Genomic DNA, 24,161 nt, shown 5'->3' with positions numbered 1-24,161 from the left:
TGCAGCATCGCGCAAGACCGCTCTTGTGGTTAAGAGATGTTAAGATACAATATTTTGCGGTGAACAAATCACGAATTGGTCCATGTCGATGATTCGGTCCCGATTCGTTTCGCCGATGTTCCGCGCCGCCGCCCTTGCCGTTAACGGTTCAGCTTGCTGCGGCCGCGCTTGCCCTGGCCGGGTTTCGACGCCACCTTGAAGGCGTCATGAGCGACCGGTCCGCAGGCCTGCCCCCATCGCGCGTCACGGCGGTTCTGGGGCCCACCAACACCGGCAAGACCCATCTGGCGGTCGAGCGGATGCTGGGTCATGCGTCCGGCATGATCGGCCTGCCGCTGCGGCTCCTGGCGCGCGAGATCTACGAGCGGATCGTCAAACGGCGCGGGGCCGCCGCCGTCGCCCTGATCACCGGCGAGGAGAAGATCGTCCCGCCGCGCGCCCACTATTTCGTCTGCACGGTCGAGGCCATGCCGATGGAGCGGTCGGTCGAGTTCCTGGCCGTGGACGAAATCCAGCTGGTCGCCGACCCCGAGCGCGGCCACGTCTTCACCCAGCGGCTGCTGCACGCGCGCGGCCGGTTCGAGACCATGTTCCTTGGCGCGGGGACCATGGAGCCGCTGATCCGCCGCCTGATCCCGGACGTGGAGATCGTGACGCGGGATCGGCTGTCCACCCTGTCCTACGCAGGGTCCAAGAAGCTGACCCGCCTGCCGCGACGCAGCGCCATCGTCGCCTTCTCGACCGAGCGGGTCTATGCGATCGCCGAACTGATCCGCCGTCAGAGGGGCGGGGCGGCGGTGGTCATGGGCTCGCTCAGTCCGCGCACCCGCAACGCCCAGGTCGCCCTGTATCAGTCGGGCGAGGTCGATTTCCTGGTCGCCACCGACGCCATCGGCATGGGGCTGAACATGGATGTGGACCATGTCGCCTTCGCGGGCCTTCGGAAGTTCGACGGGCGCCGGACCCGCTGGCTGCACGCCCATGAGATCGGCCAGATCGCCGGGCGGGCGGGCCGGCATCTGCGCGACGGCACCTTCGGCGTCACGGCCGAGGCCGAGGACCTGGACCCCGATCTGGTCGAGCAGGTGGTCGAGCATCGGTTCGATCCGATCGAGGCGGCGGAATGGAGAAACGCACGGCTGGATTTCGACACCCTGCCCGATCTGTTGCGCTCGCTGACGGTGACGCCCCAGCGGTCGGGCCTCAGCCTGACGGCGGAGGCGCTGGACGAGACCCTGCTGCGGCGTCTGATCAAGGACGAGGAGATCGCGCGCGTGGGGCGCTCGCGCGGGGCGGTCATGCGCCTGTGGGAGGCCTGCCAGCTGCCGGACTTCCAGAAGACGACGCTGGATGAACACGCCCGCCTGGCCAAGGACGTCTTCCACGCCCTGACCGGCAAACGGGGTCGGCTGACCGACGATTGGATGGCGCCGCGCTTCGCCTTCGTGGACCGCGACGACGGCCAGATCGACCAGCTGTCGGCGCGGTTGTCGGCGGTGCGGACCCTGTCCTACATCGCCAACCGGCCCGACTGGGTCCATGACGCCAAGGGCTGGCGCGACAAGACCCGCGCGCTGGAGGACCGGCTGTCCGACGTGCTGCACGACCGGCTGACCGCCCGCTTCGTGGACCGACGCACCACCGCCCTGATGCGGGCCCTGAACGTGCGCGAGGATACGTTTGCCGGCGTCGCCGAAGACGGCGAGGTGACGGTCGAGGGCCAGGTGGTCGGCCAGTTGGAGGGGGTGCGCTTCCAGATGGAGAAGGGATCGTCCGCGCTGGAGGACCGGACCCTGCGTCAGGCCGCGGTGCGGGCCGTGACGCCCGAAATCAACCGCCGCCTGGGTCGGCTGGCGGCCGAGAGCGACGAGGGATTCGCCGTCCTGCCCGACGGCGCGGTGCTGTGGCGCGGCGTCCTGACGGCCCAGGTCCAGGCCACGCCCCAGGGCGCCGACCCCTTCGCCCCCGCCGTGCGGCTTCTGGGCGATCTGGGTCCGACGCCGGCGCGTGAACGGGCGCAGCGGCGGATCGAGGCCTGGCTGGCGGCCGAGGCCGGGCGAGCGCTGCGCGATCTGCGCCGCCTGCGTCAGGCGGTGGAGTCAGGGACGTTGAAGGGCCTGCCGCGCGGCGTCGCCTTCCGCCTGATCGAGGCGGGCGGCCTGATCGACCGGCGCGACGTGGAACGCGATCTAGCGGCCCTCAGCCAGGCCGAACGCCGCACCTTGAGACGCTTCGCTATCCGCGTCGGCGTCCATTCCGTCTGGCTGCCCGGCCTGCAAAAGCCCCGCGCGCGCCAGTTCGCCCAGGCCTTCGTCGGCGCGCCCCTGATCGCGGCGACGCCCGACCTGATCCCCGCGCCGCCCGCACCGCCCTCGCCGCGCCTGCTGTCGGCGCTGGGCCTGCGTCTTGCGGGGCGGTGGCTGGCGCCGGTCGAGACGCTGGAGAAAATGGCCGAACGGCGCGCCGCCAACCACGGCCGGCTGTCCGACGAGGCTCTGGCCGATCTGGGCTGGCGCGCCGATCAGGCCAAACAGATCATCGCCGCCCTGAAGACCGAACGCGCCCGCCAGCCGGACAAGCCGGGCGCCGCGCCCAAGATCGTCAAGGATTCACCTTTCGCGGCGCTGGCGGCCCTGACCGAGGCGCCTGCGGCCCGCGCCAAACGCCGCCGCCCGCGCAGAAAGGCGAAGGCTTGAGCGAAGACGCCTGCCGCATCGACATCTGGCTGTGGCGCGCGCGGTTCGTGAAGACGCGGGGGCTGGCGGCCGGTCTGGTCGAACGCGGCGCGGTGCGGCTGACCCGTCACGGGCGCGAGACGCGGCTGGACAAGCCCAGCCGCTGCGTCCACGTCGGCGACGCGCTGACCTTCGTGCTGAACGCTCAGGTCACGACCTTGCGGGTCGAGGCGATGGGCGAAAGGCGCGGGCCCGCCGAAGAGGCCCGCGCGCTCTATTCGCTCATTTCTGGATGACGAACTCGCCTTCGATGTGCAGCTTCACCTCGTCCGAGACGGCCGGCAGGGCGTAGTCGATGCCGAAGTCCGAGCGTTTGATCGTCGCTTCCCCGTCGAAGCCGGCCTTGTAGGCGCCCATGACGGTTCCGGCGGCGTTGAACTCGACCTCGATCGTCACCGGCTTGGTCACGCCCTTCAGCGTCAGATCGCCCACCACGGTCGCCTCGTTGGCGTCATCGGCATCGACCGTGACCGAACGCGAGACGAAGGTCGCAGTCGGATATTTGGCGGTGTCGAAGAAGTCGGCCGTCTGCAGGTGCGCCTTCAGCTGGTCGTCGTTCGGCGCCACGTCGGTCAGCGGGATGGTGGCGGTCAGGGTCGAGGCGGAGGGGTTGGCCGGGTCCAGCTTCAGCTGCGCCTTCACGTTCACGAACTGGCCCGTGTAGGTCGATAGGCCGAAGTGATTGACCGACCAGGTGATCTTGCCGTGGCCGGAATCCAGGTCGTAGTTCCCGGCGGTGACTTCGGCCGGGTTCTTGGTCAGGGCGGCCTGGGCGACCACGGCGCCGCCGGCGGCGAGGCTGAGGGCCAGGGCGCCGACGAGGGCGTATTTGGCGACGGCGTATTTCATGAAGGGAGAGCGCATGGGGAAAGTCCTGTCGAAGGGATGATATGCAATCAATACAGTTGCGATTGGGCCCGACCTTTGTCAAGGCGACGCTCAGGGCGACCGTCACGGCGATCGGGCCGGCTTGAGAACCGCTCTCGCCTTAAGCCCCGCTGTTGACAGTTGGTTGCGCGGCCGCCATGTCGCAGGCCTCCCGCCCACAGACCGACGCCCGCTCTTCGCCCCATGACCTACATCGTCACCGACGCCTGCGTGAAATGTAAGTTCATGGACTGCGTCGAGGTCTGTCCGGTGGACTGCTTCTACGAGGGCGAGAACTTCCTGGTCATCGCCCCGGACGAATGCATCGACTGCGGCGTGTGCGAGCCGGAATGTCCCGTCGACGCCATCGTGCCCGACACCGAGGACGAGCCCGACGGCAAATGGCTGCAGATCAACGCCGAATACGCCAAGGTCTGGCCCAACATCACCGTCAAGGGCACGCCACCCGCCGACCGCGAACAGTACGAGCGCGAAACCGGCAAGTACGAGAAATACTTCAGCCCCAAGCCGGGCAAGGGGGCCTAGCCTCCACGCCCGCTTTGCGCGGGCCTTGTCGTATTTCCTTCATCGGCCTGTGGACGTTTTGAAATTCCGCAGATTTGTGATAGGTTCCGTTTCATTGGATCGGGCGGTCCGCGAAATCTTCGCGCCGCCCGTGTTTGCGACAGACTCCCGCCCATAGACGGGATCGGCCAGAGGTTTGGTGATCCGTTTCCGCATTTGACGCCTGACATCATCGCATCCGACGGCTCAATCCGGCGGTGGTGATCCTGTTTGCGTTCGACGCGCCTTCGCTTCGCCGATCCCCAGCCGGGAAAGGACGAATATGACGAGCAAGACTGGTCTGGAGTTCAAGGTTGGCGACGCGGTCGTCTATCCGGCGCACGGCGTCGGCAAGGTGGCGGCGATCGAGACCCAGGAAGTCGCGGGCATGTCGCTGGAGGTCTATGTCGTGACCTTCGATCACGAGAAGATGACCCTGCGCGTCCCGACCAAGAAGGCCGTGACGGCCGGCCTGCGCTCGCTGGCCGCCGACGACGTCGTGACCAAGGCCCTGACCACCCTGAAGGGCCGCGCCCGCATCAAGCGCACCATGTGGTCGCGTCGCGCCCAGGAATATGAAGCCAAGATCAACTCGGGCGACCTGATCTCCATCGCCGAAGTGGTCCGCGACCTGCACCGCGCCGACACCCAGCCGGAACAGTCCTATTCCGAGCGTCAGCTCTATGAATCGGCCCTGGACCGCATGGCCCGCGAAGTCGCCGCCGCCAACAAGATCGACAAGGACGCGGCCGTCGAACTGCTCGCCAAGTCGCTCAGCGCCAAGAAGCCGGTCCCGACCGCCGAAGCCGCCTAAGGCTTTCGACATCGGACAAAGAAAAGGCCCCGGAGTGATCCGGGGCCTTTTTGTTTGCGGCTTCAGATCTGGGCCAGGCCGCCGTCGACGAACAGTTCGACCCCGTTGACGTAACCTGCGGCGTCCGAGGCCAGAAAGCTCACGACGGCGGCGATGTCCTGGGGCTCGCCGATCCGGCCGGCCGGCGCGGCTTCCGCCGCCCAGGCCTCGAAACCTGTGATCGACCCGTCCGCCTGTCCTTGCAGCCGCTGCACGAGTGGGGTGCGGACCGGCCCCGGGCTCAGGGTGTTCACACGAATGCGGCGCGCCCTGAGATCATTGGCCCAGGACCGCGCGAACGACCGAACCGCCGCCTTGGAGGCGTTATAGACGGACAGGTCGGCCATGCCCTTGATGCTGACGATCGAGCCGATGAGGATGACCGAGGCGCCGTCCGCCAGCAGGGGCGCCAGCGTCTGAACCGTAAAGAAGACCCCGCGCACATTCAGATCGAAGGTCCGATCAAAGGCGGCGACGTCCGTCTGGCCGAAGACCGTCGTTTCAGCCGTGCCTGCGTTGGCGACCAGAACGTCCAGCGTCACGCCCTCGGCTTTCAGCCTGGCCGAAAGCGCCTCGATGGCCGCCGGATCGGACACATCCGTCGCTATGGCCTCAAGGCGCGGGTCCTGCTCGACCGCCGCCGCCAGTCTTTGCGCGGATCGCCCGGTCACGAAGACCCTATAGCCCTGGTCCGCCAGGGCCGTGGCCGAAGCCAGTCCGATGCCCGTCGTGCCGCCCGTCACCAGGGCCGCCTTGTTCAGATCGCTCATTCTCGATTTCCATTCCTGATGTTCGGTTGTTCAATAATACCGAACATTGGAAGACTGTCGAGAGACGTGCTAGACGAAGGCATGGTCAATTTCGTCCACCCGCCGGCCGAGAGCCTGCAACTGCACCACGTCCTGTCGGCCCTGGCCGATCCGGTGCGTCTGAACATTGTCCAGGTCCTGCATGCGACACAGGGCGGGCTCAACTGCACCGCCGCCACCGCCCCATTCGGCCAGGTGCCCAAGTCGACCCTGAGCCACCATTTCCGCGTCCTGCGCGAAAGCGGCCTTGTGCAGACGACCAAGCGCGGCGTGGAGAACATCAACACCTTGCGCTGGGACGATCTGGAGCGCCGCTTCCCCGGCCTGCTGTCGCAGATCCTGCAGCTTGCGCCGCGTTAGAGCGACGGCCGCCCTCAGAAATACTCGGCGTTGGCCGGGCACTGGGCGGCGAGGCGACGTGCGGTGATGCTGGCGGGGATATAAGGGGTGCCGCGCACCAGCTGGGCGCCGCCGCGGAAGCTGAAGCTGGTTGGCGTATAGGTTCCGTTCAGCCGCACGGCGATGCGCCGGCCCTTGCGGTCCTGACAGGTCCCTTCGAAGCGCGCATTGCCGTTCCCGACCACGCGCGTGGGATAGGTGCAGCGCCATTTGTTGGTCGACAGGCCGCCGAAGAAGCGGTTGATCTCGCTGGGGCGCACGCATTTCTGCTCGGTGTCGCGCTGGCCCGCCGCGCTGGTGGCGTATTCCCAATAGCCGGGCAGGACCTCGCTCTGGGCCGCCGTCTGGGCCGGCGTCTGGGCGGGGGCCAGAGCCGGAGCGGCCAGCAGCAGCCCCCCGGCGAGGACGGGCGCAAGGCCAGCCAAACTGCGTCGGGGCAGGCGGTCGATCAGGGGCGGACGGGACATGGCGGACTTCTGTTCAGCTGGGATGGTCATCATATGGTCCATAGGGCGCGTCATTTGAATGACGCCTGAACGGGCCGGTTCCCCGCCGGCCAGAGCGGCCCGAGTCGCGGCGGCGCCAAGACTCGGCTTGACGCCTGCGTCGCTGATCCCTTATACGGCCCCCTCTCGCGCGGGACACCCTCCCGCGCGCACTCGTTTCATGCGTTCGCGCCTCGTATCGGGTCGAACGCCGCACCTTAAGGATCTGACGATGTCGCGTCGTTGCGAACTCACCGGTATCGGCCCGATGGTCGGCCACAGCGTGAGCCACTCGAACATCAAGACCAAGCGCCGCTTCCTGCCGTCGCTGAAGACGGTCAAGGTCACGTCCGACGCCCTGGGCCAGACCTTCAGCCTGCGGATCTCGAACGCCGCCCTGCGCACCCTGGACTACAAGGGCGGCCTGGACGCCTTCATCGTCAAGGCCCGCGACGAGCAGCTGTCGATCGCCGCCCAGCGCATCAAGCGTCAGGTCCGCGCCAAGCTGGCCGAACAGGCCGCCGCCTAAGTCCGGCGACGAAAACCGATCTGGAAGGGGCCGGCGGCGACGCCGGCCTTTTTCTTTGCCCGAACGCCGACCCGAAACGCCGAAAATCCCCATCGCGGCGAACGCGGGGGCAACGGCCTGGGACGGCGGCGCAAAAGAAAACGGGCGTGGATCGCATCCACGCCCGTTTCCCGTTTCTTGACCTAGAGGAGCTTGAGGTCCACCGCCGAGGTCTTGCCGCGCTGGCTTTCCAGCTCGTATTCGACCTTGGCGTTCTCATCCAGGCCCTGAAGGCCGGCCTTCTGAACGGCGGTGACGTGAACGAACACGTCGGAACCGCCGCTGTCGGGCTGGATGAAACCATAGCCCTTGGTGGGGTTGAACCACTTGACCGTACCGGTCGCCATGTCTGCGTCTCCGTAAACGCGCTTTTCCAGGCGGATCTCCCTTGGGAGGACCCGACAATCCATCTGGACAGCTCGTTCAGTGAAGGAGCGAGACGCGGGTTTGGACCCCACGCAAAATCCGGATTGCGCCGATGTTGTCACCCGCCTTTTCCGGTCGGTCAACAGCAAAGCGAATCGCGCCCGGCTCCAACACCGTTAACGACAGACCCCGCCAGAGGCCGCGTCCAGGTGCAGATGGTCCTTGTGCGCGGCATTGTATTCCGGGCTCAGCACGTTGGCGAACAGGCCGCACGCGCCTGTCTTCAGCGCCCTCAGAAAGCCCGCGCCCTGAGCCCCCGCCGGCCCCTGTCCGTCCCAGTCCTGCAGCACCCGCACGCGCCGGCCGTCCGCCAGCGTCACGCCCGCAACGTCCAGCGCATTGGCCCGCGCGTGTTCGCTGGGCCGCGCCGTCCGGTCCTGAGAGCCATAGATCCGGCGGCAGGCATAGGTCCCATAGCTGTCGACCCGCGCCGGCGCCGATCCCAGGGCTTGCGCCGCCGGGCGCAGCACCTGACGGTCCCACACCGCATAGCGCAGGGCCATCGGACACTGCATCGTCAGGCCGGCGGGACGGAGCGGCGTCACATCGCCCCCGGCGATCCGCACCGCGCCGCGCACCACGCAAAAGCCCCCGTCGTTCCGATCAGTCGCCCGCGCGACCTGGACGCCGGCCTTCTCCAGCACGGCCATGCAGGCCAGGGTTCGCTCGGCGACCGCCTGGGGGGAGGCGTTCCGCTCCAGGTCGAAGGCGGCGATCTTCAAGCCCGTCGCCCGCCCCACCGGCTGGTCCAGATTCAGCGGCTTCCACGGCAGGTCCTGCGGCGGGGCCAGGGCGTTCAGCAGACCGAACAGGGCGCAGGCCATCAGCCCCGCCTCCGACAGCACAGTCCAGACCTCGGCCAGTTCGCGCTTCATGAGCCCTCGGCGCGGGACCAGGTGCGGCCCCGCTGGCGAACGCTGCACGGGGCCGCTTGTTCAAATCGGGCGGCGGCCGTGTTCCGGTTCGGCGGTCGCAGACCCAGAACGATCCGCCCCTCGGGCGCCGCCCGGCGATAGGATGGTCGCCGGCACGGCGCCGCTTGTCCACGCGCCCTTCACCCGTCACCATGGGCCCCATGGGAAAGAAATCCGACGCCTACGAAGCCGAGCTTGCCGACCTGCAGCTGGCCATGGTCCAGACCCAGGCCTGGATGATCGAACACGGGTCGCGCGTCGTCGTCGTGCTGGAAGGGCGCGACACGGCGGGCAAGGACGGCGCCATCAAGCGGCTGACCGAATACATGTCCCCGCGCCAGACCCGCGTGGTCGCCCTGCCCAAGCCCAGCGACCGGGAAACCAGCCAATGGTATTTCCAGCGTTACGTCCCCCACCTGCCGGCGGCGGGCGAGACGGTCATCTTCAACCGCTCCTGGTACAACCGCGCGGGGGTGGAGCCGGTGATGGGCTATTGCACGCCCGAACAGTACGCCCAGTTCATGACCGACGCCCCCCGGTTCGAGCGGATGCTGACCGACGACGGGATCTTTCTGATCAAGATCTGGCTGGACATCTCGCGCCCGGAACAGGCCCGGCGGCTGAAGGAACGCCGCGTCGATCCGCTGAAAAAGTTCAAGCTGTCGTCCCTGGACGCCGAGGCGGAGGCCCGCTTCGACGCCTATTCCGACGCCCGCGACCGGATGCTGGACGAAACCGACCGCGCCTTCGCCCCCTGGACCGTCATCGCCACCGACGACAAGAAGACCGCGCGCCTCAACCTGTTGCGCCACATCCTGCGCACCCTGGACCACACCGACGCCAGGATCGAAAAGCCGGATTCCGACGTCGTCCTGACCGCCGAGAAGGCCAGGGGCCGGCTGGCGCGGTAGGTTTCCGTCTCGCTGTCGCCCCCCCCGCCGTCGCCTGCCGGTCCCGACGCCCTGATCGCGCCTCTTCGGGCCCTGCCCCGCATCTGCGCGATTGACAATGCGGGCGAGCGTGCCGACACTTCAGGCCGTCGAAATGGCTGGCTTGGTCTGGGTAGGCCCAAGCCCTTCCTTCTGGAAGCTCTGTTCTCGGTCGATCACCGAGTGTCCCGACAGTCCCGCGCCCCTGGGCGCTTCATGGGTCTGTTCGGGAGCCTGACATGTCTCGCTCCTTCTGCTGATCCGATCGAAGGAACGACCATGTCTATCACCGGCCCCATTCTCGTTTTCCTCGCCAACGGCGTCCAGGGCGGCGCCGTCGTCCAGGCGGCTTTGCGGCGCGGCCATCCTGTCCGCCGTCTCGTGCGCAGGCCGCAAGGCTCAGACCCTGTCGGAACAGAGACAGTCCTCGGGGATCTCGACGATCCTCGAAGCCTTGCCGTGGCCTGCGCCGGGGTCGCCCACCTGGTCCTGCAGGTCCCGACGGGAGACGCTGCGGAAATGGCCCGGCGCGCCCAGTCGGTCGTCGATGCGGCCAGACAGGCGGGTGTGCGAAGCCTCGTCCTGAAACTGGCCAGCGCCAGCCGACCCGCACCCTGCGCCGAGCCCAGCTTCATCGCCAACGCGGCCGTGGAGGCCGTGGTTCGGGCGGCGGGCCTTCCGTGCGCCGTCCTGCGACCGACGATGTATCTGGACAATCTGCTCAAGCCCTCCGTGACGGCCGACATTGTGCGGCACGGCGTCTTTTCGCCTCCGATCGCGGCCGAACAGCGGATCGCCTGGACCTGCGCCGACGACTGCGCCGAAGCGGCGATACGCCTGCTGGAACGGGGGGCCTACGGCGGCGACCATTGCATCGCCGGGCCGGTGTCGGCGACAGGACCCGAGTTGGCGGCGACCGTCGCCAAGGCGATCGGAAAGCCGGTCGCCTATCACGCCCAGCTCATCGAGCGGTTCGAAGCCGAAGTGGACGCTGCGATGGGCCAGGGCGCGGGACGTCGGATCGCGTCGAAGTTCAGATATTTCGCAGAACGCCCCCAGGAGGCCGACGACATCCTGGCCCGCCCCTTCCAGCCGACGTCCGCATTGGCCGGCTTCACGCCTACGCCGATCGAAGACTGGATCGGCCGACACGCCGCTAGGTTTCGTTGATCGTCGCCCGCCGACGACACCGCTTCATCCTGCGCCCCTGGGCCGCGTCGCCCCCGTCATTCCGAGACGCCCCGGAACGACGGGGCCCGTCTGCTATGCCGACCGGGCGGATGTCGCACGGCCGGGCGCCGACACCTGTTTGGTTTCAATCGCTTAGGACGATCGCAGATGTTTCCGGTCGCCTGGGTGCGTCGGCGTGCCATCCTTCGGAGACGGCTTCTCCTCCCCCACCAGCCCCGGACAACCGGACTCTTCGGACTCTTTGGACTCATCGGACTCTGTTTTTACGCCGGCCGGTCCGAATCCGACGCGGCAGGTGACGAACGGCCCCGGAGGCCCTACCTAGCGACCATGACCGTTCACGCCGCACCGCCCCCCATCCTCGACGCCGCCGGCGTCGATGCCGACGAAGCCCTGTCCATCCTGAAGGCGGCCCTGACCGGCGCCGACGACGGCGAACTGTTCCTGGAACGGTCGGAGAGCGAAAGCCTGGTGTTCGACGACGGGCGGCTGAAGTCCGCCGCCTATGACGCGACCGAAGGCTTCGGCCTGCGGGTCGTGGCGGGCGAGACCGCCGGTTACGCCCACGCCAATGAAATCTCCGCCGGCGCCCTGCGCCGCGCCGGCGACAGCGCGGCCCTGGCCAAGCAGGGCCACGCCGCCGTCGTCGCCGAGGGGCCGCGCGCCACCAATCAGAAGCTTTACGACGAGGTCGATCCCCTGGCCGCCCCGGCCTTCTCCGACAAGATCGCCCTGCTGGCCGAGATCGACGCCTGGGCGCGGGCGCGCGATCCGCGCGTGGTCCAGGTGTCCGCCTCCCTGATCGGGGAACGCCGCGCCATCGAGATCCTGCGCGCCGACGAGCGGGCGGTGCGCGACATCCGCCGCCCCCTGGTCCGGCTGAACGTCTCCATCACCGTCGAGCAGAACGGCAAGCGCGAGAGCGCCTCTTCCGGCGCCGGCGGACGTGCGGGTTTCGAAGCCTGGGTCGCCCCCGACCGCTGGCAGGCCCAGGTGGACGAGGCCCTGCGCCAGGCCCTGGTCAATCTGGACGCCGTCGACTGCCCGGCCGGAGAGATGGACGTGGTCCTGGGCGCCGGCTGGCCCGGCGTTCTGCTGCACGAGGCCATCGGTCACGGCTTCGAGGGCGACTTTCACCGCAAGGGCTCGTCGGTCTTCAACGGCATGATGGGCCAGCGGGTGGCGGCGCCCGGCGTCACCGTGGTCGACGACGGCTCCATCGCCGGCCGTCGCGGCTCTCTGTCCGTCGATGATGAGGGCACCCCGACCTCGCGCACCGTGCTGATCGAGGACGGGATCATGGTCGGCTTGATGCACGACCGGCTGTCGGCGCGTCAGATGGGCGTGGCCGCCACCGGCAACGGCCGGCGCCAGTCCTTCGCCCATATGCCCATGCCGCGCATGACCAACACCTTCATGGAGGGCGGCAAGGACAGCCGCGCCGACATGATCGCCAATACCAAGCGCGGCCTCTACGCGGCCAATTTCTCGGGCGGCCAGGTGGACATCACCAACGGCAAGTTCGTCTTCCAGTGCAACGAGGCCTATCTGATCGAGGACGGGGTCATCACCGCCCCCGTGCGCGGCGCCACATTGATCGGCGACGGCGCCACGGCCCTGACCAAGATTCAGATGATCGGCGACGACTTCGCCTTCGATCCCGGCGTCGGCGTCTGCGGCAAGGCCGGACAGGGCGTTCCCGTCGGCATCGGCCAGCCCAGCCTCAAGATCGGCGGCCTGACGGTCGGCGGCACGGCGGTCTGAGAGGTGCGGAACCGGATCGCGCGACCGTGAGTTTCCCCGCCACACTGGAGAGGAGACACCCCATGTCCACCGAACGCACGGTCGAACATCCCGACGGCCGCATCGAGCGCATCACCGAAAACGCCAACCCCACCGTGGTCGAGCGCCGCGGCGGCGGCGGCATGGGCGCCGTCGTCGCCCTGATCATCGGGGTCCTGGCCATCGTGGTGGTCGGCTACTTCCTGATGAACATGAACCGCAGCGAAGCCGTCGAATCCAACGCCATCGCCGGTGCGGCCGAAAGCGTCGGCGCCGCCGCCGACAATATCGGCCAGGCCGCCCGCGACGCCGTCCCCCCGGCTCAGTCGGCCCCCGCCAACTAAGGCTGAGGGCGCGGGCGGATCCCTCGTGGCCGCCCGCGCCGACGCCAATACAAAATCACATATTAAAGTATAGAAATATTCATTACACGACCGTAATAATATCTACTGAATATGATGTCATGAAATTCCTGTAATGATGTCGTCGATTTAATCCACCTTGCCGCCTTGTAACTGGAGATCAAGACTGCGGGGCGGCACTTCTCCTCTCGACAACTCGAGGGGAAATCGATGACCAAGACCTTTCTTATGGCCGGCACGGCCCTGTTCCTGACCGCAGGCGCGGCCCTTGCGGGCGAGGCGCCGCAGGTCGCCCAGGCGCCGGTTCCGACCGGCCCCGCAGGCCAGGCGCCCCTGGCCGATGCGGCCCAGCGCGGCGTACTCGTCTTCACGCCCGACTTCTTCACGGCCCAGCGCCCCAGCACCGCCCTGGACATGGTCAACCGCGTCCCCGGCTTCTCGGTCGACGACGGGTCCGGGGCGCGCGGGTTCGAGGGCGCGGTCGGCAATGTGCTGATCAACAACAACCGCCCCGCCTCCAAGAACGACCCGGGCTCCAACGTCCTGAACCGCACCCCGGCCAGCCAGGTCGAGCGCATCGAACTGATCCGCGGCGGCGCGCCCGGCATCGACATGCAGGGCTTCTCGGTGGTGGTGAACGTCATCCTGAAGAAGGAGACCACCCGCCAGTCGGTCCTGACCTGGAGCACGATCCAGTTCGAAGGCGTGGGGCACGACCTGTACGGCGGCAGCTATCAGTTCACGTCCCGCAATGGCGACCGGAGCTGGGGTGTGACCCTGTCCGACGGCACAAGCATGAGCGATTCCAACGGGCCGGGCCGCACCGTTCGCCGCAACGCCGCCGGCGCCGTCATCCGCGACGAGCGGACCGCGCAGGACGGCTATGGCGGCGGCAATGCGATCCGGGGGACCTACGCCGGCCCGCTGGCGGGCGGCAAGATCGACCTGACGGCCCGCTATGGGATCAACGACTGGAACGGCTCCAACACCAGCCGCTCGGCCGTCGCCTTCCGCGACAGCCGCGACAATCAGGATTCCAAGGGCGGCGAGTTCGGCGCCGCCTGGACCCGCGCCCTCGGCCCGCGCTTCAACCTGGAGACCCGGCTGATGCACGAGTTCGGCAGCTGGGACGGCCTGTCGCTGTACAATGTCCGCCTCGACGGCGTCGCCGCGCCCGAGCAGCGGTTCGCCTATTCCGGCGACAACTCCGAGACCATCCTGCGCGCCCTGGTCCGTCAGGAATGGTCGCCCAAGCTGACGGTCGAGACGGGCGCCGAGATCGCCTACAACATGCGCCAGACCGACCAGGCCTATAGCGAGGGCGGCGTCGCCATCCCCCTGCCCAGCGCCTCGGTCAAGGTCGAGGAAACGCGCGGCGAGGCCTTTTCCAAGGGCACCTGGCGGCTGCGCCCCGAACTGACGCTGGAGGCCGGCCTGCGGCTGGAGACCTCCACCATCGGCCAGTCGGGCGACGCCAATCAGGAGAAGAGCTTCTTCTTCGCCAAGCCCCGCTTCCTGGCCACCTGGACGCCGCGCCCCAACAACCAGCTTCGCCTGCGGTTCGAGCGCGAGGTCGGCCAGCTCGACTTCTCCGACTTCGCCGCCTCGGCCGACCTCAGCTCGGAGAACGTCTATGGCGGCAACGTCAATCTGGTGCCCGAGCAGCGCTGGATCTCGGAACTGGCCTATGAGCGGCGCTTCTGGGGCGAGGGCGTCGTCTCCATCGGCTATCGCCACGATCAGATCGTGGACGCCATCGACCGCATCCCCCTGGCCGCCGGCCTATCGGCGGTGGGCAACATCGGCGATGGCACTCTGGACCAGCTGTCATTGAACGTCACCGTGCCCCTGACCAGGCTGGGCGTGCCGGGCGCGCGCTTCTCCTTCAAGAACGACTGGAACAAGACCTCGGTCACGGACCCGACGACCGGCCAGGCGCGTCCCATCTCGGGCGTGCGGCCGACCCAGGCCAATGTCGGCTTCGAACAGGACATCGCCAGCTGGAAGCTGCAGTGGGGAGTCAACTGGATACCGCATCTGGGCCAGGGCAACTATTCGCCGGACCAGGTGTCCAGGTGGCGGGGCGCGAACTATTTCGAGACCTTCGTTGAGTACAAGCCCAGCGCGACCCTGTCGCTGCGCGCCCAGGTGAATGTCTGGAACGACTTCACCCAGACCCGCACCGTCTTCGCCGACCGTCAGACCCGCGCCGTCGCCTTCACCGAGGACAGCGAGGTCGATCCGCGCACCTTCGTCTCGGTCCGGGTCCGCAAGACCTTCTGATCGCGATCTCGGGCCAAGAAAAAGGGCGGCGTCCGCATGGACGCCGCCCTTCTGTCTGGTCGATCCGTCTTCTGGATCAGCCGACGGTGGAGGTGCGCGGGGCGGCGACGTTGCCGTCTTCCTGACCGCGATCGCTCAGCGCCGGACCGGGATGGTCGCCGCCGCTGTTGGCCCCATGCGACCAGCCCTTGATGACGAAGCTGATCGCGATGAAGGCCACGCCGATGCCCATGCCCCACAGGCCCAGAAGCTTGAACACCTCCAGCGAGGTCTGAAGCGCCAGACCGGGGTTCAGCACCTGGCCGCCCACTGTTTCCGTCCCCGCCAGGCCGGCGATCCAGCCGCCGACATATTGGGCGATGGAGCTGGCCAGGAACCAGACGGCCATCATGAAGCTGACCACCTTGGCCATCGACAGTTTGGTGATCTCCGACAGGCCCACCGGCGACAGGAACAGCTCGCCCGTCGTGTGGAACAGATAGAGCAGACCCAGCAACAGAAGCGGCATCTGGAAGGCTGAGTTGGCCATTCCGGCGCCCCACACCACCACCATGAAGCCCAGCCCGACCTGCAGCAGGCCCAGTCCGAACTTCATCGTCGGATTGGGGTCCAGGTTGCGTTTGGCCAGGAAGGCCCACAGCGCCGCCATGATCGGCGCGAAGATCAGGATGAAGCCGGCGTTGAACGACTGGGTCTGGGCGGCCGTGATGGTCGCGTCGACCCACAGGCCGCTGGGCGTGATGCCCGCCGCCGCCAGCTGCGCCGGCGTCCCGACCGTAACGCCCAGGAACTGGAAGGCGTGCGGCGTGATGGAGAGGTCCACGTTCCGGTCGGCGAACAGGTTCAGCGAGGTGCCGGCCTGTTCGAACAGGGTGAAGAAGACCACCGAGCCGAAGATCAGCACCAGGGCCAGCATCATCCGTTCCCGCTGGGCCTTGCTCTCGCACACCTTGACGATGACGTAGAGGATGAACAGCAGCGACGCCACGGTCGCGGCGCCCAGCACCCAGCCTACCAGGGCGTTGCGCTGAACCATGAACCAGACCACGCCGACGCCCAGGATGCTGGCCAGATAGATCGACCATTCGCGGTTGATCGGGCCCAGCACCGGCTTCTTCAGATCGGCCTCGGCCGGAGGTTCGCCCTTGCCCTGCAACAGGGGCTTGCCCAGCACGAACACGACCCAGCCCAGGGCCATGCCGACGCCGGCCAGGCCGAAGCCCGCCCACCAGCCGACCGTCTGGCCCAGAAGGCCGCAAAGCACCGCCGCCCAGAAGGCCCCCAGATTGATGCCGTAATAATAGAGGGTGAAGCCGGAATCCCGGCGCGGATCGCCCTGCGGATACAGTTGGCCGACGATGGTGGAGATGTTCGGCTTCAGGAAGCCGACCCCCATGATGATCAGCGACACCGCCAGGTAGAAGACGTTCACGCCCGCCATGTCGCGGGTCGTCTCGATCTTGTATTCGGCGGTCGGGATCACGGCCGGCAGGGCCGAGGTCGCCGGCAAGCCCTGGATGGCCAGGCCGTTCTCGGCGGGTTCGAACTTGTATTTGTGGCCGTCGATGACGATGGCGACGTCACGCGCCGCGCCGCGCCCTTCGGCGTCGATCTGATAGGTCTGGCCCGCATAGGTCAGAGTTTCCGTCGCGGGACGTCCCTCGAAGGCCATCATGCCGTGACCGGCCACCAGCAGCAGGGCGCCGAAGGCCACGGCCTTGCGCGTGCCGATGAAACGGTCGGCCATGATGCCGCCCAGCAGCGGCAGCAGATAGACCAGCGAGGTGTAGGAGCCATAGGTCGAGCCCGCCATGGCGTCGTCGAACAGGAAATGCTGCGTCAGAAAGAAGATCAGGATGCCGCGCATGCCATAGTAGGAGAACCGCTCCCACATCTCGGCGAAGAACAGAATTATGAGCCCTTTCGGGTGGTTCTTCAGAATCTGAAGCAGCACGGGAACGCCCGTGGCGAGGGTGATGACCACCCCCAGAAGAATGACGATATTCATGCCTACCCTTTGTCATCGGGACCGTTCCGGTCCTCGGTCGCATTGAGAGGAGGCGAACGCGCGCCTCCCCGCCCCCGTGGCGAAGGAGTGAAAAGACCACCGGGTCCGTAGGTTTACAAGCGCTAACGGAGCGTGACCGACGGTCGCGGGCGGGCACACGATCAATTTACCACCCAGGGATGTATCGATTGGCGCAATGCCTGCAATAGAGAGGGCCGCCCTCGCAGGGCGTGTTCATTATGGGATTTCGACCCTTGCCCTTGCGACCGATCCGCCGATCCGACCACGAAGGGCTGAACCGGCTCCACCGCGCGGTGGGCTGGCCCGAGCGTTCGCCGGCGGGGTGGCGCTGGCTGGAGGACAATCCCGCACGCCAGGATCTGGACGCGCCGATGGGCTGGGTCGTCGCGGACGAGCAGGATCGGCCGGCCGCCATGCTGGGCAATTTCGTGCAGCGGTTCCGCCTGGGATCGCGCCGCCTGCACGCAGCCACCGGCTTCTCCATCATCGTGCCGCCCGAACGCAAGGGCGCCAGCCGGGGCCTGATCCGCGCCCTCATGGCCCAGCCGAGGCTGTTCGCCCGCTACACCTTCAACGCCAACCCCCGTTCGGCGCCGCTTTACAAGCTGTTCGGCCTGAGCCCCTGGCCCGACAAGACCCACCATCTGAAACTGTCGTGGATCGTCGATCCCATGGCCTGCGCCCAGGGCCGGGCCCTGCGTCATCTGCTGGGGCGCATCTCGGCCGAGACGGCCGCCCGCCTGGGCGAGCGGCTGATGAACCGGCGCCTGTTCCACCCGGAACCGATGCGTCTGCCCGCCGACATCACGCCCCTGCGGGATTTTTCGGACAGCTCTCCTTACGACGCCTTCTGGCGCGCCCTGACCCAGGAAGACCGGCTGCTGGCGGACCGCAGCCCGGAGGTTCTGCGCTGGCGTCTGGCCGATCCGGACCTGACGATCCCGCCCCTCCTTCTGGCGTGCGTTCAGGGCGGGCGGATCGTCGGCGTGGCCCAGGCCCTGATGACCAAGACCAGCCTGATCGAGCCGCCCTGCCTGGACATCCTGGACCTGGTCGCCCTGAAAGACGCGCCCGACGCCGTGGCTCGGCTGACGCGCGGCCTGATCGACAATGCGCGAAGCCTGGGCGCGGCCAAGGTGCGGTTGCAGACGGTGACGCCGGACCTGCTCGACGCCCTGGGCGAACTGGGCGTGCAGGCGCGACGCGAGGGCGGCTGGGGGCACTGTCACGCCCTCATCGACGATCCGGCCCTGGCCGCCGCCTGGGCCCCGACGCCGTTCGACGGCGACTACGGCGTCTGCGCTCGCACCCCGCCGCTGCCGCGCGTCCTGCGCGCCCGACTTCGGGCCGCGACGCCCGCCGGCCAGGTCTCCAAGGCTTAGAAAAAGCTTGGAAAGAGCCTCAGCCCTTGGGGCGGGTCTTCAGTTCGTCGCGGATTTCGATCAGCAACTGTTCGGTCGCGGTCGGGGCCGCGGGCGCCGGATCGGGCTGGGCCGCCTGCTGACGGCGCAGCTTGTTGATCAGCTTCACCATCACGAAGATGACGAAGGCCACGATCACGAATTGGATCAGCACATTGATGAAGGCGCCGTATTCGATCACGGCGGGCGCTCCGGTCGGGTTGGTCGGATTGACCGGCAGAGTGATCTTCAGGTCCGAGAAGTTGATCCCGCCGATCAGCCAGCCGATGGGCGGCATGACGACCTGATCGACCAGGCTGGTGACGATCTTGCCGAACGCCCCGCCGATGATGACGCCGACGGCTAGGTCGACGACATTGCCCTTGACCGCGAATTCACGAAATTCGGACAGCAAACTCATGACGGGCCTCGGTCTTTGAATCGAAAAATCGGGAAGCTCAGGCGTCGCCCGAGGCGTTCAGCCGCTCGCGCAGCTCCTTGCCGCTCTTGAAGAAGGGCACGGCCTTGGCCGGCACCTCGACGGTCTCGCCCGTGCGCGGATTGCGGCCCGCGCGGGCCGGGCGCGACCGCACCGAAAAGGCGCCGAACCCGCGCAGCTCGACCCGGCCGCCCTCGGCCAGGGCGCCGGTCATCTTGCCCAGGATGGCGTTCACCAGCCGCTCGACCTCGGCATGGGTCAGGTGCGTGTTCTCGGCCGCCAGTTTCTCGATCAGTTCGGACTTGATCATCGGGCCCCTCTTGTTCCGCGTCCGACCGGCGAAGCCTCGCGCCGCCGTCGTCGGAAGGCGGCACCCTAACGCCCGGCGCACGCATGAAAAAGCCCCCATCGACGCGCGAAAGCCCCCTTGCGGCGCATTTTCGGGCGCAGGAAGCAAGAAAAAGGGCGGCGGGATGACCCGCCGCCCTTCAACAGCCTGCCCTTGCGGGCGCAGCCTTTACTCCTTGGAACCGGCGTTCTTCAGCGCGGCGCCCAGGATGTCGCCCAGCGAAGCGCCCGAGTCGGACGATCCGAACTGTTCGATGGCTTCCTGTTCGTCCTTCATTTCCAGCGCCTTGATCGACACCGAGACGCGGCGCGAGGCCTTGTCCACGGCGGTGATCATGGCGTCGACGCGATCGCCGACGGCGAAGCGTTCCGGACGTTGCTCGTTACGATCGCGCGACAGGTCCGACTTGCGGATGAAGGCCGTGACCGGCGCGTCGTCCTCGCCGAACTTGACCTCGATGCCGCCCGACTCGATCGAGGAGACGGTGACGGTGATCTGCTGGCCGCGACGGTAGGTGTCGCCCTCGCCGATCGGATCGCCGCCCAGTTGCTTGATGCCCAGCGATACGCGCTCCTTCTCGACATCGACGTCCAGGACCTTGGCCTTGACCATCTCGCCCTTGCGGTAGCGCTGGATGGCTTCCTCGCCCGAGACCGACCAGTCCAGGTCGGACAGGTGGACCATGCCGTCGATGTCGTTGTCCAGGCCGATGAACAGACCGAACTCGGTGGCGTTCTTGACCTCGCCCTCGACCGTCGAGCCGATCGGGTGGTTGGCGACGAAGGCGTCCCACGGATTGTCCTGCGCCTGCTTCAGGCCCAGCGAGATACGACGCTTGGAGGCGTCGACGTCCAGGACGACCACGTCCACTTCCTGCGAGGTGGAGACGATCTTGCCCGGATGGACGTTCTTCTTGGTCCAGGACATTTCCGAGACGTGCACCAGACCCTCGACACCGGCTTCCAGCTCCACGAAGGCGCCGTAGTCGGTGATGTTGGTGATGCGGCCCGTGTATTTGGCGCCGACCGGGTACTTGGCTTCCACGCCGTCCCACGGGTCCGACTGCAGTTGCTTCATGCCCAGCGAGATACGCTGGGTGTCCGGGTTGATCTTGACGATCTGGACCTTGACGGTGTCGCCGACGGCCAGAACCTGCGACGGGTGCGAGACGCGCTTCCACGACATGTCGGTGACGTGCAGCAGGCCGTCGATGCCGCCCAGATCGACGAAGGCGCCGTAGTCGGTGATGTTCTTGACGACGCCTTCGCGGATTTCGCCCTCTTGCAGCTGGCCGACCAGCTCGGTGCGCTGTTCGGCGCGAGCTTCTTCCAGGATGGCGCGACGCGAGACGACGATGTTGCCGCGCGGACGGTCCATCTTCAGGATGGCGAAGGGCTGTTCCTTGCCCATCAGGGGGCCGACGTCGCGGACCGGACGGATATCGACTTGCGAGCCGGGCAGGAAGGCCGAGGCGCCGCCCAGATCGACGGTGAAGCCGCCCTTGACGCGGCCGACGATGGCGCCGTTGACCGGCTGGCCTTCGGCGAACACGACTTCCAGACGGGTCCAGGCTTCTTCGCGGCGCGCCTTGTCGCGGCTGATGACGGCTTCGCCCAGGGCGTTTTCGACGCGCTCCAGGTAAACCTCGACGTTGTCGCCGACCTTGGGCAGCTTGGCGTCTTCGCCTTGGCCGAACTCGCGCATGGCGATGCGGCCTTCGGTCTTCAGACCGACATCGATGATGACGATGTCTTTTTCGATGCCGACGACGCGGCCGTGAACGACCTGGCCTTCGCCGAAGTCGCGGCCCGACAGTTGTTCGTCGAGCAGGGCGGCGAAATCGTCGCGGGTAGGATTGAGGGTGTCAGTCATGGAGCTGAGAAGCGTCCTGTAGGGGCTAAGGGCGCGCGACCGTAGGGCCCCGCGCGCGGTGGATGTCAGGAAGGGTAGTCGGTCGTCAGATGCGAGGCCGGATCGACCAGAACGCCCGCGGAAGCCGAGGGTGGGCGCGTTGGATTTGCGAGGACCAGCCTAAAGGCCGTGTTTCGCGCGCGCCGCCTCGACGATACGGCGGGCCGCATCGAAGGCGGCCTCTATACCCATGTCGGTCGTGTCCAGCAAGACCGCGTCTTGCGCCTGGACCATGGGCGCCGATCCGCGGCCGGCGTCCCGCTCGTCGCGCCGCTGGATGTCGGCCAGCATGTCTTCGAAGGCGATGTCGATGCCGCGCGCGGTCAACTGTTTCCAGCGGCGCCTGGCGCGGACCTGCGGCGTGGCGGTGACGAACAGTTTGGCCGGGGCGCCGGGGGCGATCACCGTGCCGATGTCGCGCCCATCCAGCACCGCCCCGCCCGTCTGGGCCGCGAACGCCTGCTGCAGGTCCAGAAGCGCCGCCCGCACGCCGGCAAAGCCTGCGACGCGGCTGGCCGCCTCGCCCGCCTCCCCCGTCGTCAGGCGCGGATCGTCCGACAGGCCCGCCGGCTCCAGCCCCCGCGCCGCGGCCGTCGCCGCCGCCTCGTCGTCCAGCGACCCGCCGTCCTGCAACACCTTCAGCCCCACCGCCCGATAAAGCAGTCCCGTGTCCAGATGCGGCAGGCCATAGGCCGTCGCCAGACGCGCGGCGATGGTCCCCTTGCCCGAGGCGGCCGGTCCATCGACGGCGATGATCAGGCTCATCCGATCCGCCCGCCCAGCCGGTTCATCAGTTCGACGAAGCCGGGGAAGCTGGTCGCGATCATGCCGGGCTCGTCGACCGAGACGGGTTGATCGGCGGCCAGGCCCAACACCAGATGGCTCATGGCGATGCGGTGGTCGTGGGCGGTGTGGACGGTCGCCCCCCCCTTGACCGGGCCGCCCGTGACGATGAAGCCCTCCGGCTCCTCCTCCACCTGGACCCCGCAGGCGCGCAGGCCCTCGACCATCAGGGAAATCCGGTCGCTTTCCTTGACCCGCATCTCGCCCACGCCGCGCATGACGGTGACGCCGTCCGCAAAGGCCGCCGTCGCCGCCAGGATCGGATATTCGTCGATCATGGAGGCCGCGCGCGCTTCGGGCACGACGACGCCCTTCAGCCGGGAGAAGCGGGCGGTGACGTCGCCTACGTCCTCGCCGCCCGCCTGGCGCCGGTTGGCGACGGTCAGATCGGCCCCCATCTCGACCCAGGTGTCGAACAGGCCGGTCCGCAGAGGGTTCAGCATCACCCCCTCGACCGTCACCTCGGACCCCGGCGCGATCAGGCCGGCGGCCAGCGGAAAGGCGGCCGAGGACGGATCGCCCGGCACGGCGACGAAGGTTCCGGTCAGCGGCTGACCGCCCTTCAGCGTCACCTTCCAGCCTTCGCCGACCGCCTCGACCCCGACCTCGGCGCCGAAGGCGCGCAGCATCCGCTCGGTATGGTCGCGGCTCTTCTCCGGCTCGAGCACCGAGGTCACGCCCTCGGCGTTCAGCCCGGCCAACAGAATGGCCGATTTGACCTGGGCCGAGGCCACGGTCTGCACATAGTCGATGGCCTTCAGCGCCCCCCCGGTCAGGGCGCCCCCGGTCAAGGTCAGGGGCAGCCGATCCTCGGCCGCCAGCCAGCCGAAGCGCGCCCCCATCTGGGCCAGCGGCGCCGTGACCCGCTTCATCGGCCGCTTTCTCAGCGAGCCGTCGCCGTCGAAGGTGGCCGTCAGGGAATAGCCGGCCGCCGCCCCCATCAGCAGGCGCACCCCGGTCCCGGCGTTGCCGCAGTCGATCACGGACAGGGGCGTCTCGAACCCGCCTGCGCCTTCGATCCGCCACCGGCCCTCGCCGGTTCGCTGGACCTTGGCGCCGAAGGCCTGGACCGCGCGGGCGGTGGCCAGGACGTCGTCGCCCTCCAGCAGGCCCTCGACCTCGGTGACGCCCGCGGCCATGCCGCCCAGGATCATCGACCGATGCGACATGGATTTGTCGCCGGGCGCGCGCACGGTTCCGGCGAGCGAGGCGGAGCGGTGGGCGGTCAGTCGAGAGGTCATCTTGGCCCGCTTCAGGCTGGAGGATGGACAGGCGCGCGGGCGTCGCGTGAAGATCGCTTTTGACAGCGGCCCTAAGGGGTGGCAAGGGACCGCCCCGAATTCAACCCGTTGAAAGCATCCCACCGTGGCCAATCCCGAACTGGGCGCCAAACAGGTCTGCCCGAACTGCCAGGCGAAATTCTACGACCTGAACCGCCGTCCCGCCCACTGCCCCAAATGCGGCACGGACTTCGATCCCGAAGAGGCGCTGAAGCTGCGCAGCCGCCGCGCCCGCCCCGGCTATCCGTCCGACGACGAGGACACCGAGGACCAGGTCAAGGACAAGTCGGCCGACGCCGAGGAAGACGAGGACGAGGAAGTCCGCGCCCCGGAGATCGACGAGGAAGGCCATGAGCCGATCCTGACGCCGGACGACGATGACGACGACGCCCCGGCCGACGCTTCGGAAGAGGCCGGCATGGGCGCCACCGACGGCGACGACGATCTGCTGGCCGACGATGACGACGACTCCGTCCCTTTCATCGAGGACGAGGACGACGACTCTCTGGAAGACGAGATCGCCAAGCCGTCGCGCGACGACGACTGATCTTTTCTGGATGCGCCTACCGCGCCTTGCGCTGCCTGAGGCGCGGTAGGCGACAGTCTTTGTGATTGAAAAGGCTGTCGATTTTCGCCCTTGGAAGCGGGGTGAAAATAAATCTCGAAACAGGCTTGATCGCAGAAAATGCCTGACATAGTTTCCGCCGCCTCGCCGGGGGCCATCGCAAGATGAACCGGCGGAC

At 67.7% G+C, this 24,161-nt stretch carries 24 protein-coding genes; 13 read left to right on the top strand and 11 right to left on the bottom strand.

Annotated elements, in window-relative coordinates:
* The first annotated feature begins 206 nt into the window (after nt 1-206).
* On the top strand, nt 207-2,696 hold the full coding sequence (locus QE389_RS12230; RefSeq protein ID WP_307367669.1) for a helicase-related protein: 2,490 nt from the start codon (nt 207-209) through the stop codon (nt 2,694-2,696).
* Nucleotides 2,693-2,971 carry an RNA-binding S4 domain-containing protein gene (locus QE389_RS12225; protein WP_307367666.1) on the top strand — a complete coding sequence of 93 codons (279 nt, stop codon included), beginning with the start codon at nt 2,693-2,695 and terminating at the stop codon, nt 2,969-2,971. The genes QE389_RS12230 and QE389_RS12225 overlap by 4 nt, the downstream gene beginning before the upstream one ends.
* On the opposite strand, the gene QE389_RS12220 is transcribed toward QE389_RS12225, so the two are convergent.
* Nucleotides 2,958-3,599 (bottom strand): YceI family protein, encoded by a 642-nt coding sequence (locus QE389_RS12220; protein WP_307367662.1) that lies wholly within the window; start codon nt 3,597-3,599, stop codon nt 2,958-2,960. The two genes, QE389_RS12225 and QE389_RS12220, sit on opposite strands and share 14 nt — an antisense overlap.
* Before the next feature lie 207 nt (nt 3,600-3,806).
* On the opposite strand from QE389_RS12220, the gene fdxA reads away from it, so the two are divergent.
* Both fdxA and QE389_RS12210 read left to right on the top strand, forming a co-directional pair.
* Nucleotides 3,807-4,148: a ferredoxin FdxA gene (gene fdxA / locus QE389_RS12215; protein WP_307367659.1), complete on the top strand. Its 342-nt coding sequence runs from the start codon at nt 3,807-3,809 to the stop codon at nt 4,146-4,148.
* A gap of 301 nt (nt 4,149-4,449) precedes the next feature.
* The gene (locus QE389_RS12210) at nt 4,450-4,980 is read left to right on the top strand and encodes a CarD family transcriptional regulator (protein WP_017505911.1); all 531 of its coding nucleotides are present in this window, start codon (nt 4,450-4,452) and stop codon (nt 4,978-4,980) included.
* A gap of 62 nt (nt 4,981-5,042) precedes the next feature.
* On the opposite strand, the gene QE389_RS12205 is transcribed toward QE389_RS12210, so the two are convergent.
* Nucleotides 5,043-5,789 (bottom strand): SDR family NAD(P)-dependent oxidoreductase, encoded by a 747-nt coding sequence (locus QE389_RS12205; protein WP_307367656.1) that lies wholly within the window; start codon nt 5,787-5,789, stop codon nt 5,043-5,045.
* 81 nt (nt 5,790-5,870) lie between these two features.
* On the opposite strand from QE389_RS12205, the gene QE389_RS12200 reads away from it, so the two are divergent.
* Complete coding sequence (locus QE389_RS12200) at nt 5,871-6,188, top strand: helix-turn-helix transcriptional regulator (protein ID WP_307367653.1); 318 nt, start codon at nt 5,871-5,873, stop codon at nt 6,186-6,188.
* A gap of 14 nt (nt 6,189-6,202) precedes the next feature.
* Here the strand turns inward: QE389_RS12200 and QE389_RS12195 are convergent, their stop codons facing one another.
* Complete coding sequence (locus tag QE389_RS12195; protein WP_307367650.1) at nt 6,203-6,694, bottom strand: DUF3617 family protein; 492 nt, start codon at nt 6,692-6,694, stop codon at nt 6,203-6,205.
* 250 nt (nt 6,695-6,944) lie between these two features.
* Here QE389_RS12195 and rpmB point away from each other — a divergent pair, with 250 nt between their 5' ends.
* A complete protein-coding gene (gene rpmB / locus QE389_RS12190) occupies nt 6,945-7,241 on the top strand; it encodes a 50S ribosomal protein L28 (RefSeq protein WP_054764747.1) in 297 nt (98 codons plus the stop codon).
* A 182-nt stretch (nt 7,242-7,423) separates the two neighbouring features.
* On the opposite strand, the gene QE389_RS12185 is transcribed toward rpmB, so the two are convergent.
* Entirely contained in the window at nt 7,424-7,627 is a 204-nt protein-coding gene (locus QE389_RS12185; RefSeq protein ID WP_166620635.1) for a cold-shock protein, read from the bottom strand.
* A 195-nt stretch (nt 7,628-7,822) separates the two neighbouring features.
* Nucleotides 7,823-8,581, bottom strand: a complete 759-nt coding sequence (locus QE389_RS12180; protein ID WP_307367644.1) for an extensin family protein — start codon at nt 8,579-8,581, stop codon at nt 7,823-7,825.
* A 200-nt stretch (nt 8,582-8,781) separates the two neighbouring features.
* On the opposite strand from QE389_RS12180, the gene ppk2 reads away from it, so the two are divergent.
* From ppk2 to QE389_RS12155, 5 genes are all read left to right on the top strand, one after another.
* Nucleotides 8,782-9,531: a polyphosphate kinase 2 gene (gene ppk2 / locus QE389_RS12175; RefSeq protein WP_307367642.1), complete on the top strand. Its 750-nt coding sequence runs from the start codon at nt 8,782-8,784 to the stop codon at nt 9,529-9,531.
* Nucleotides 9,532-9,765: 234 nt separating this feature from the next.
* Entirely contained in the window at nt 9,766-10,719 is a 954-nt protein-coding gene (locus QE389_RS12170) for an SDR family oxidoreductase (protein ID WP_307367640.1), read from the top strand.
* 351 nt (nt 10,720-11,070) lie between these two features.
* Nucleotides 11,071-12,504: a metalloprotease TldD gene (gene tldD / locus QE389_RS12165; protein ID WP_307367638.1), complete on the top strand. Its 1,434-nt coding sequence runs from the start codon at nt 11,071-11,073 to the stop codon at nt 12,502-12,504.
* A gap of 62 nt (nt 12,505-12,566) precedes the next feature.
* Nucleotides 12,567-12,866 carry a hypothetical protein gene (locus QE389_RS12160; protein ID WP_307367636.1) on the top strand — a complete coding sequence of 100 codons (300 nt, stop codon included), beginning with the start codon at nt 12,567-12,569 and terminating at the stop codon, nt 12,864-12,866.
* Nucleotides 12,867-13,094: 228 nt separating this feature from the next.
* On the top strand, nt 13,095-15,167 hold the full coding sequence (locus QE389_RS12155; protein WP_307367634.1) for a TonB-dependent siderophore receptor: 2,073 nt from the start codon (nt 13,095-13,097) through the stop codon (nt 15,165-15,167).
* Nucleotides 15,168-15,243: 76 nt separating this feature from the next.
* Here the strand turns inward: QE389_RS12155 and QE389_RS12150 are convergent, their stop codons facing one another.
* A complete protein-coding gene (locus tag QE389_RS12150) occupies nt 15,244-17,175 on the bottom strand; it encodes a peptide MFS transporter (protein ID WP_307367632.1) in 1,932 nt (643 codons plus the stop codon).
* 254 nt (nt 17,176-17,429) lie between these two features.
* Here QE389_RS12150 and QE389_RS12145 point away from each other — a divergent pair, with 254 nt between their 5' ends.
* Nucleotides 17,430-18,578 (top strand): N-acetyltransferase, encoded by a 1,149-nt coding sequence (locus QE389_RS12145; protein WP_307367630.1) that lies wholly within the window; start codon nt 17,430-17,432, stop codon nt 18,576-18,578.
* 19 nt (nt 18,579-18,597) lie between these two features.
* Here QE389_RS12145 and mscL read toward each other — a convergent pair whose 3' ends face one another.
* The 5 genes from mscL to aroA form a co-directional block, all read right to left on the bottom strand.
* Nucleotides 18,598-19,017 (bottom strand): large-conductance mechanosensitive channel protein MscL, encoded by a 420-nt coding sequence (gene mscL, locus QE389_RS12140; RefSeq protein ID WP_307367628.1) that lies wholly within the window; start codon nt 19,015-19,017, stop codon nt 18,598-18,600.
* Between the two features lie 37 nt (nt 19,018-19,054).
* On the bottom strand, nt 19,055-19,345 hold the full coding sequence (locus QE389_RS12135) for an integration host factor subunit beta (RefSeq protein WP_307367626.1): 291 nt from the start codon (nt 19,343-19,345) through the stop codon (nt 19,055-19,057).
* Nucleotides 19,346-19,552: 207 nt separating this feature from the next.
* Nucleotides 19,553-21,256 (bottom strand): 30S ribosomal protein S1, encoded by a 1,704-nt coding sequence (gene rpsA, locus QE389_RS12130; protein WP_307367624.1) that lies wholly within the window; start codon nt 21,254-21,256, stop codon nt 19,553-19,555.
* 159 nt (nt 21,257-21,415) lie between these two features.
* Nucleotides 21,416-22,060 (bottom strand): (d)CMP kinase, encoded by a 645-nt coding sequence (cmk, locus tag QE389_RS12125; RefSeq protein ID WP_307367622.1) that lies wholly within the window; start codon nt 22,058-22,060, stop codon nt 21,416-21,418.
* Entirely contained in the window at nt 22,057-23,379 is a 1,323-nt protein-coding gene (gene aroA, locus QE389_RS12120) for a 3-phosphoshikimate 1-carboxyvinyltransferase (RefSeq protein WP_307367621.1), read from the bottom strand. Before aroA ends, cmk begins: the two co-directional genes overlap by 4 nt.
* A 124-nt stretch (nt 23,380-23,503) precedes the next feature.
* Between aroA and QE389_RS12115 the strand changes: the two genes are divergently transcribed.
* The gene (locus tag QE389_RS12115) at nt 23,504-23,965 is read left to right on the top strand and encodes a TIGR02300 family protein (protein ID WP_307367619.1); all 462 of its coding nucleotides are present in this window, start codon (nt 23,504-23,506) and stop codon (nt 23,963-23,965) included.
* The last annotated feature ends 196 nt before the right edge of the window (nt 23,966-24,161 follow it).

The organism is Brevundimonas sp. SORGH_AS_0993 (genome assembly GCF_030818545.1).
Classification (GTDB): domain Bacteria; phylum Pseudomonadota; class Alphaproteobacteria; order Caulobacterales; family Caulobacteraceae; genus Brevundimonas.
This window is presented reverse-complemented; position numbering and strand designations above follow the sequence as displayed.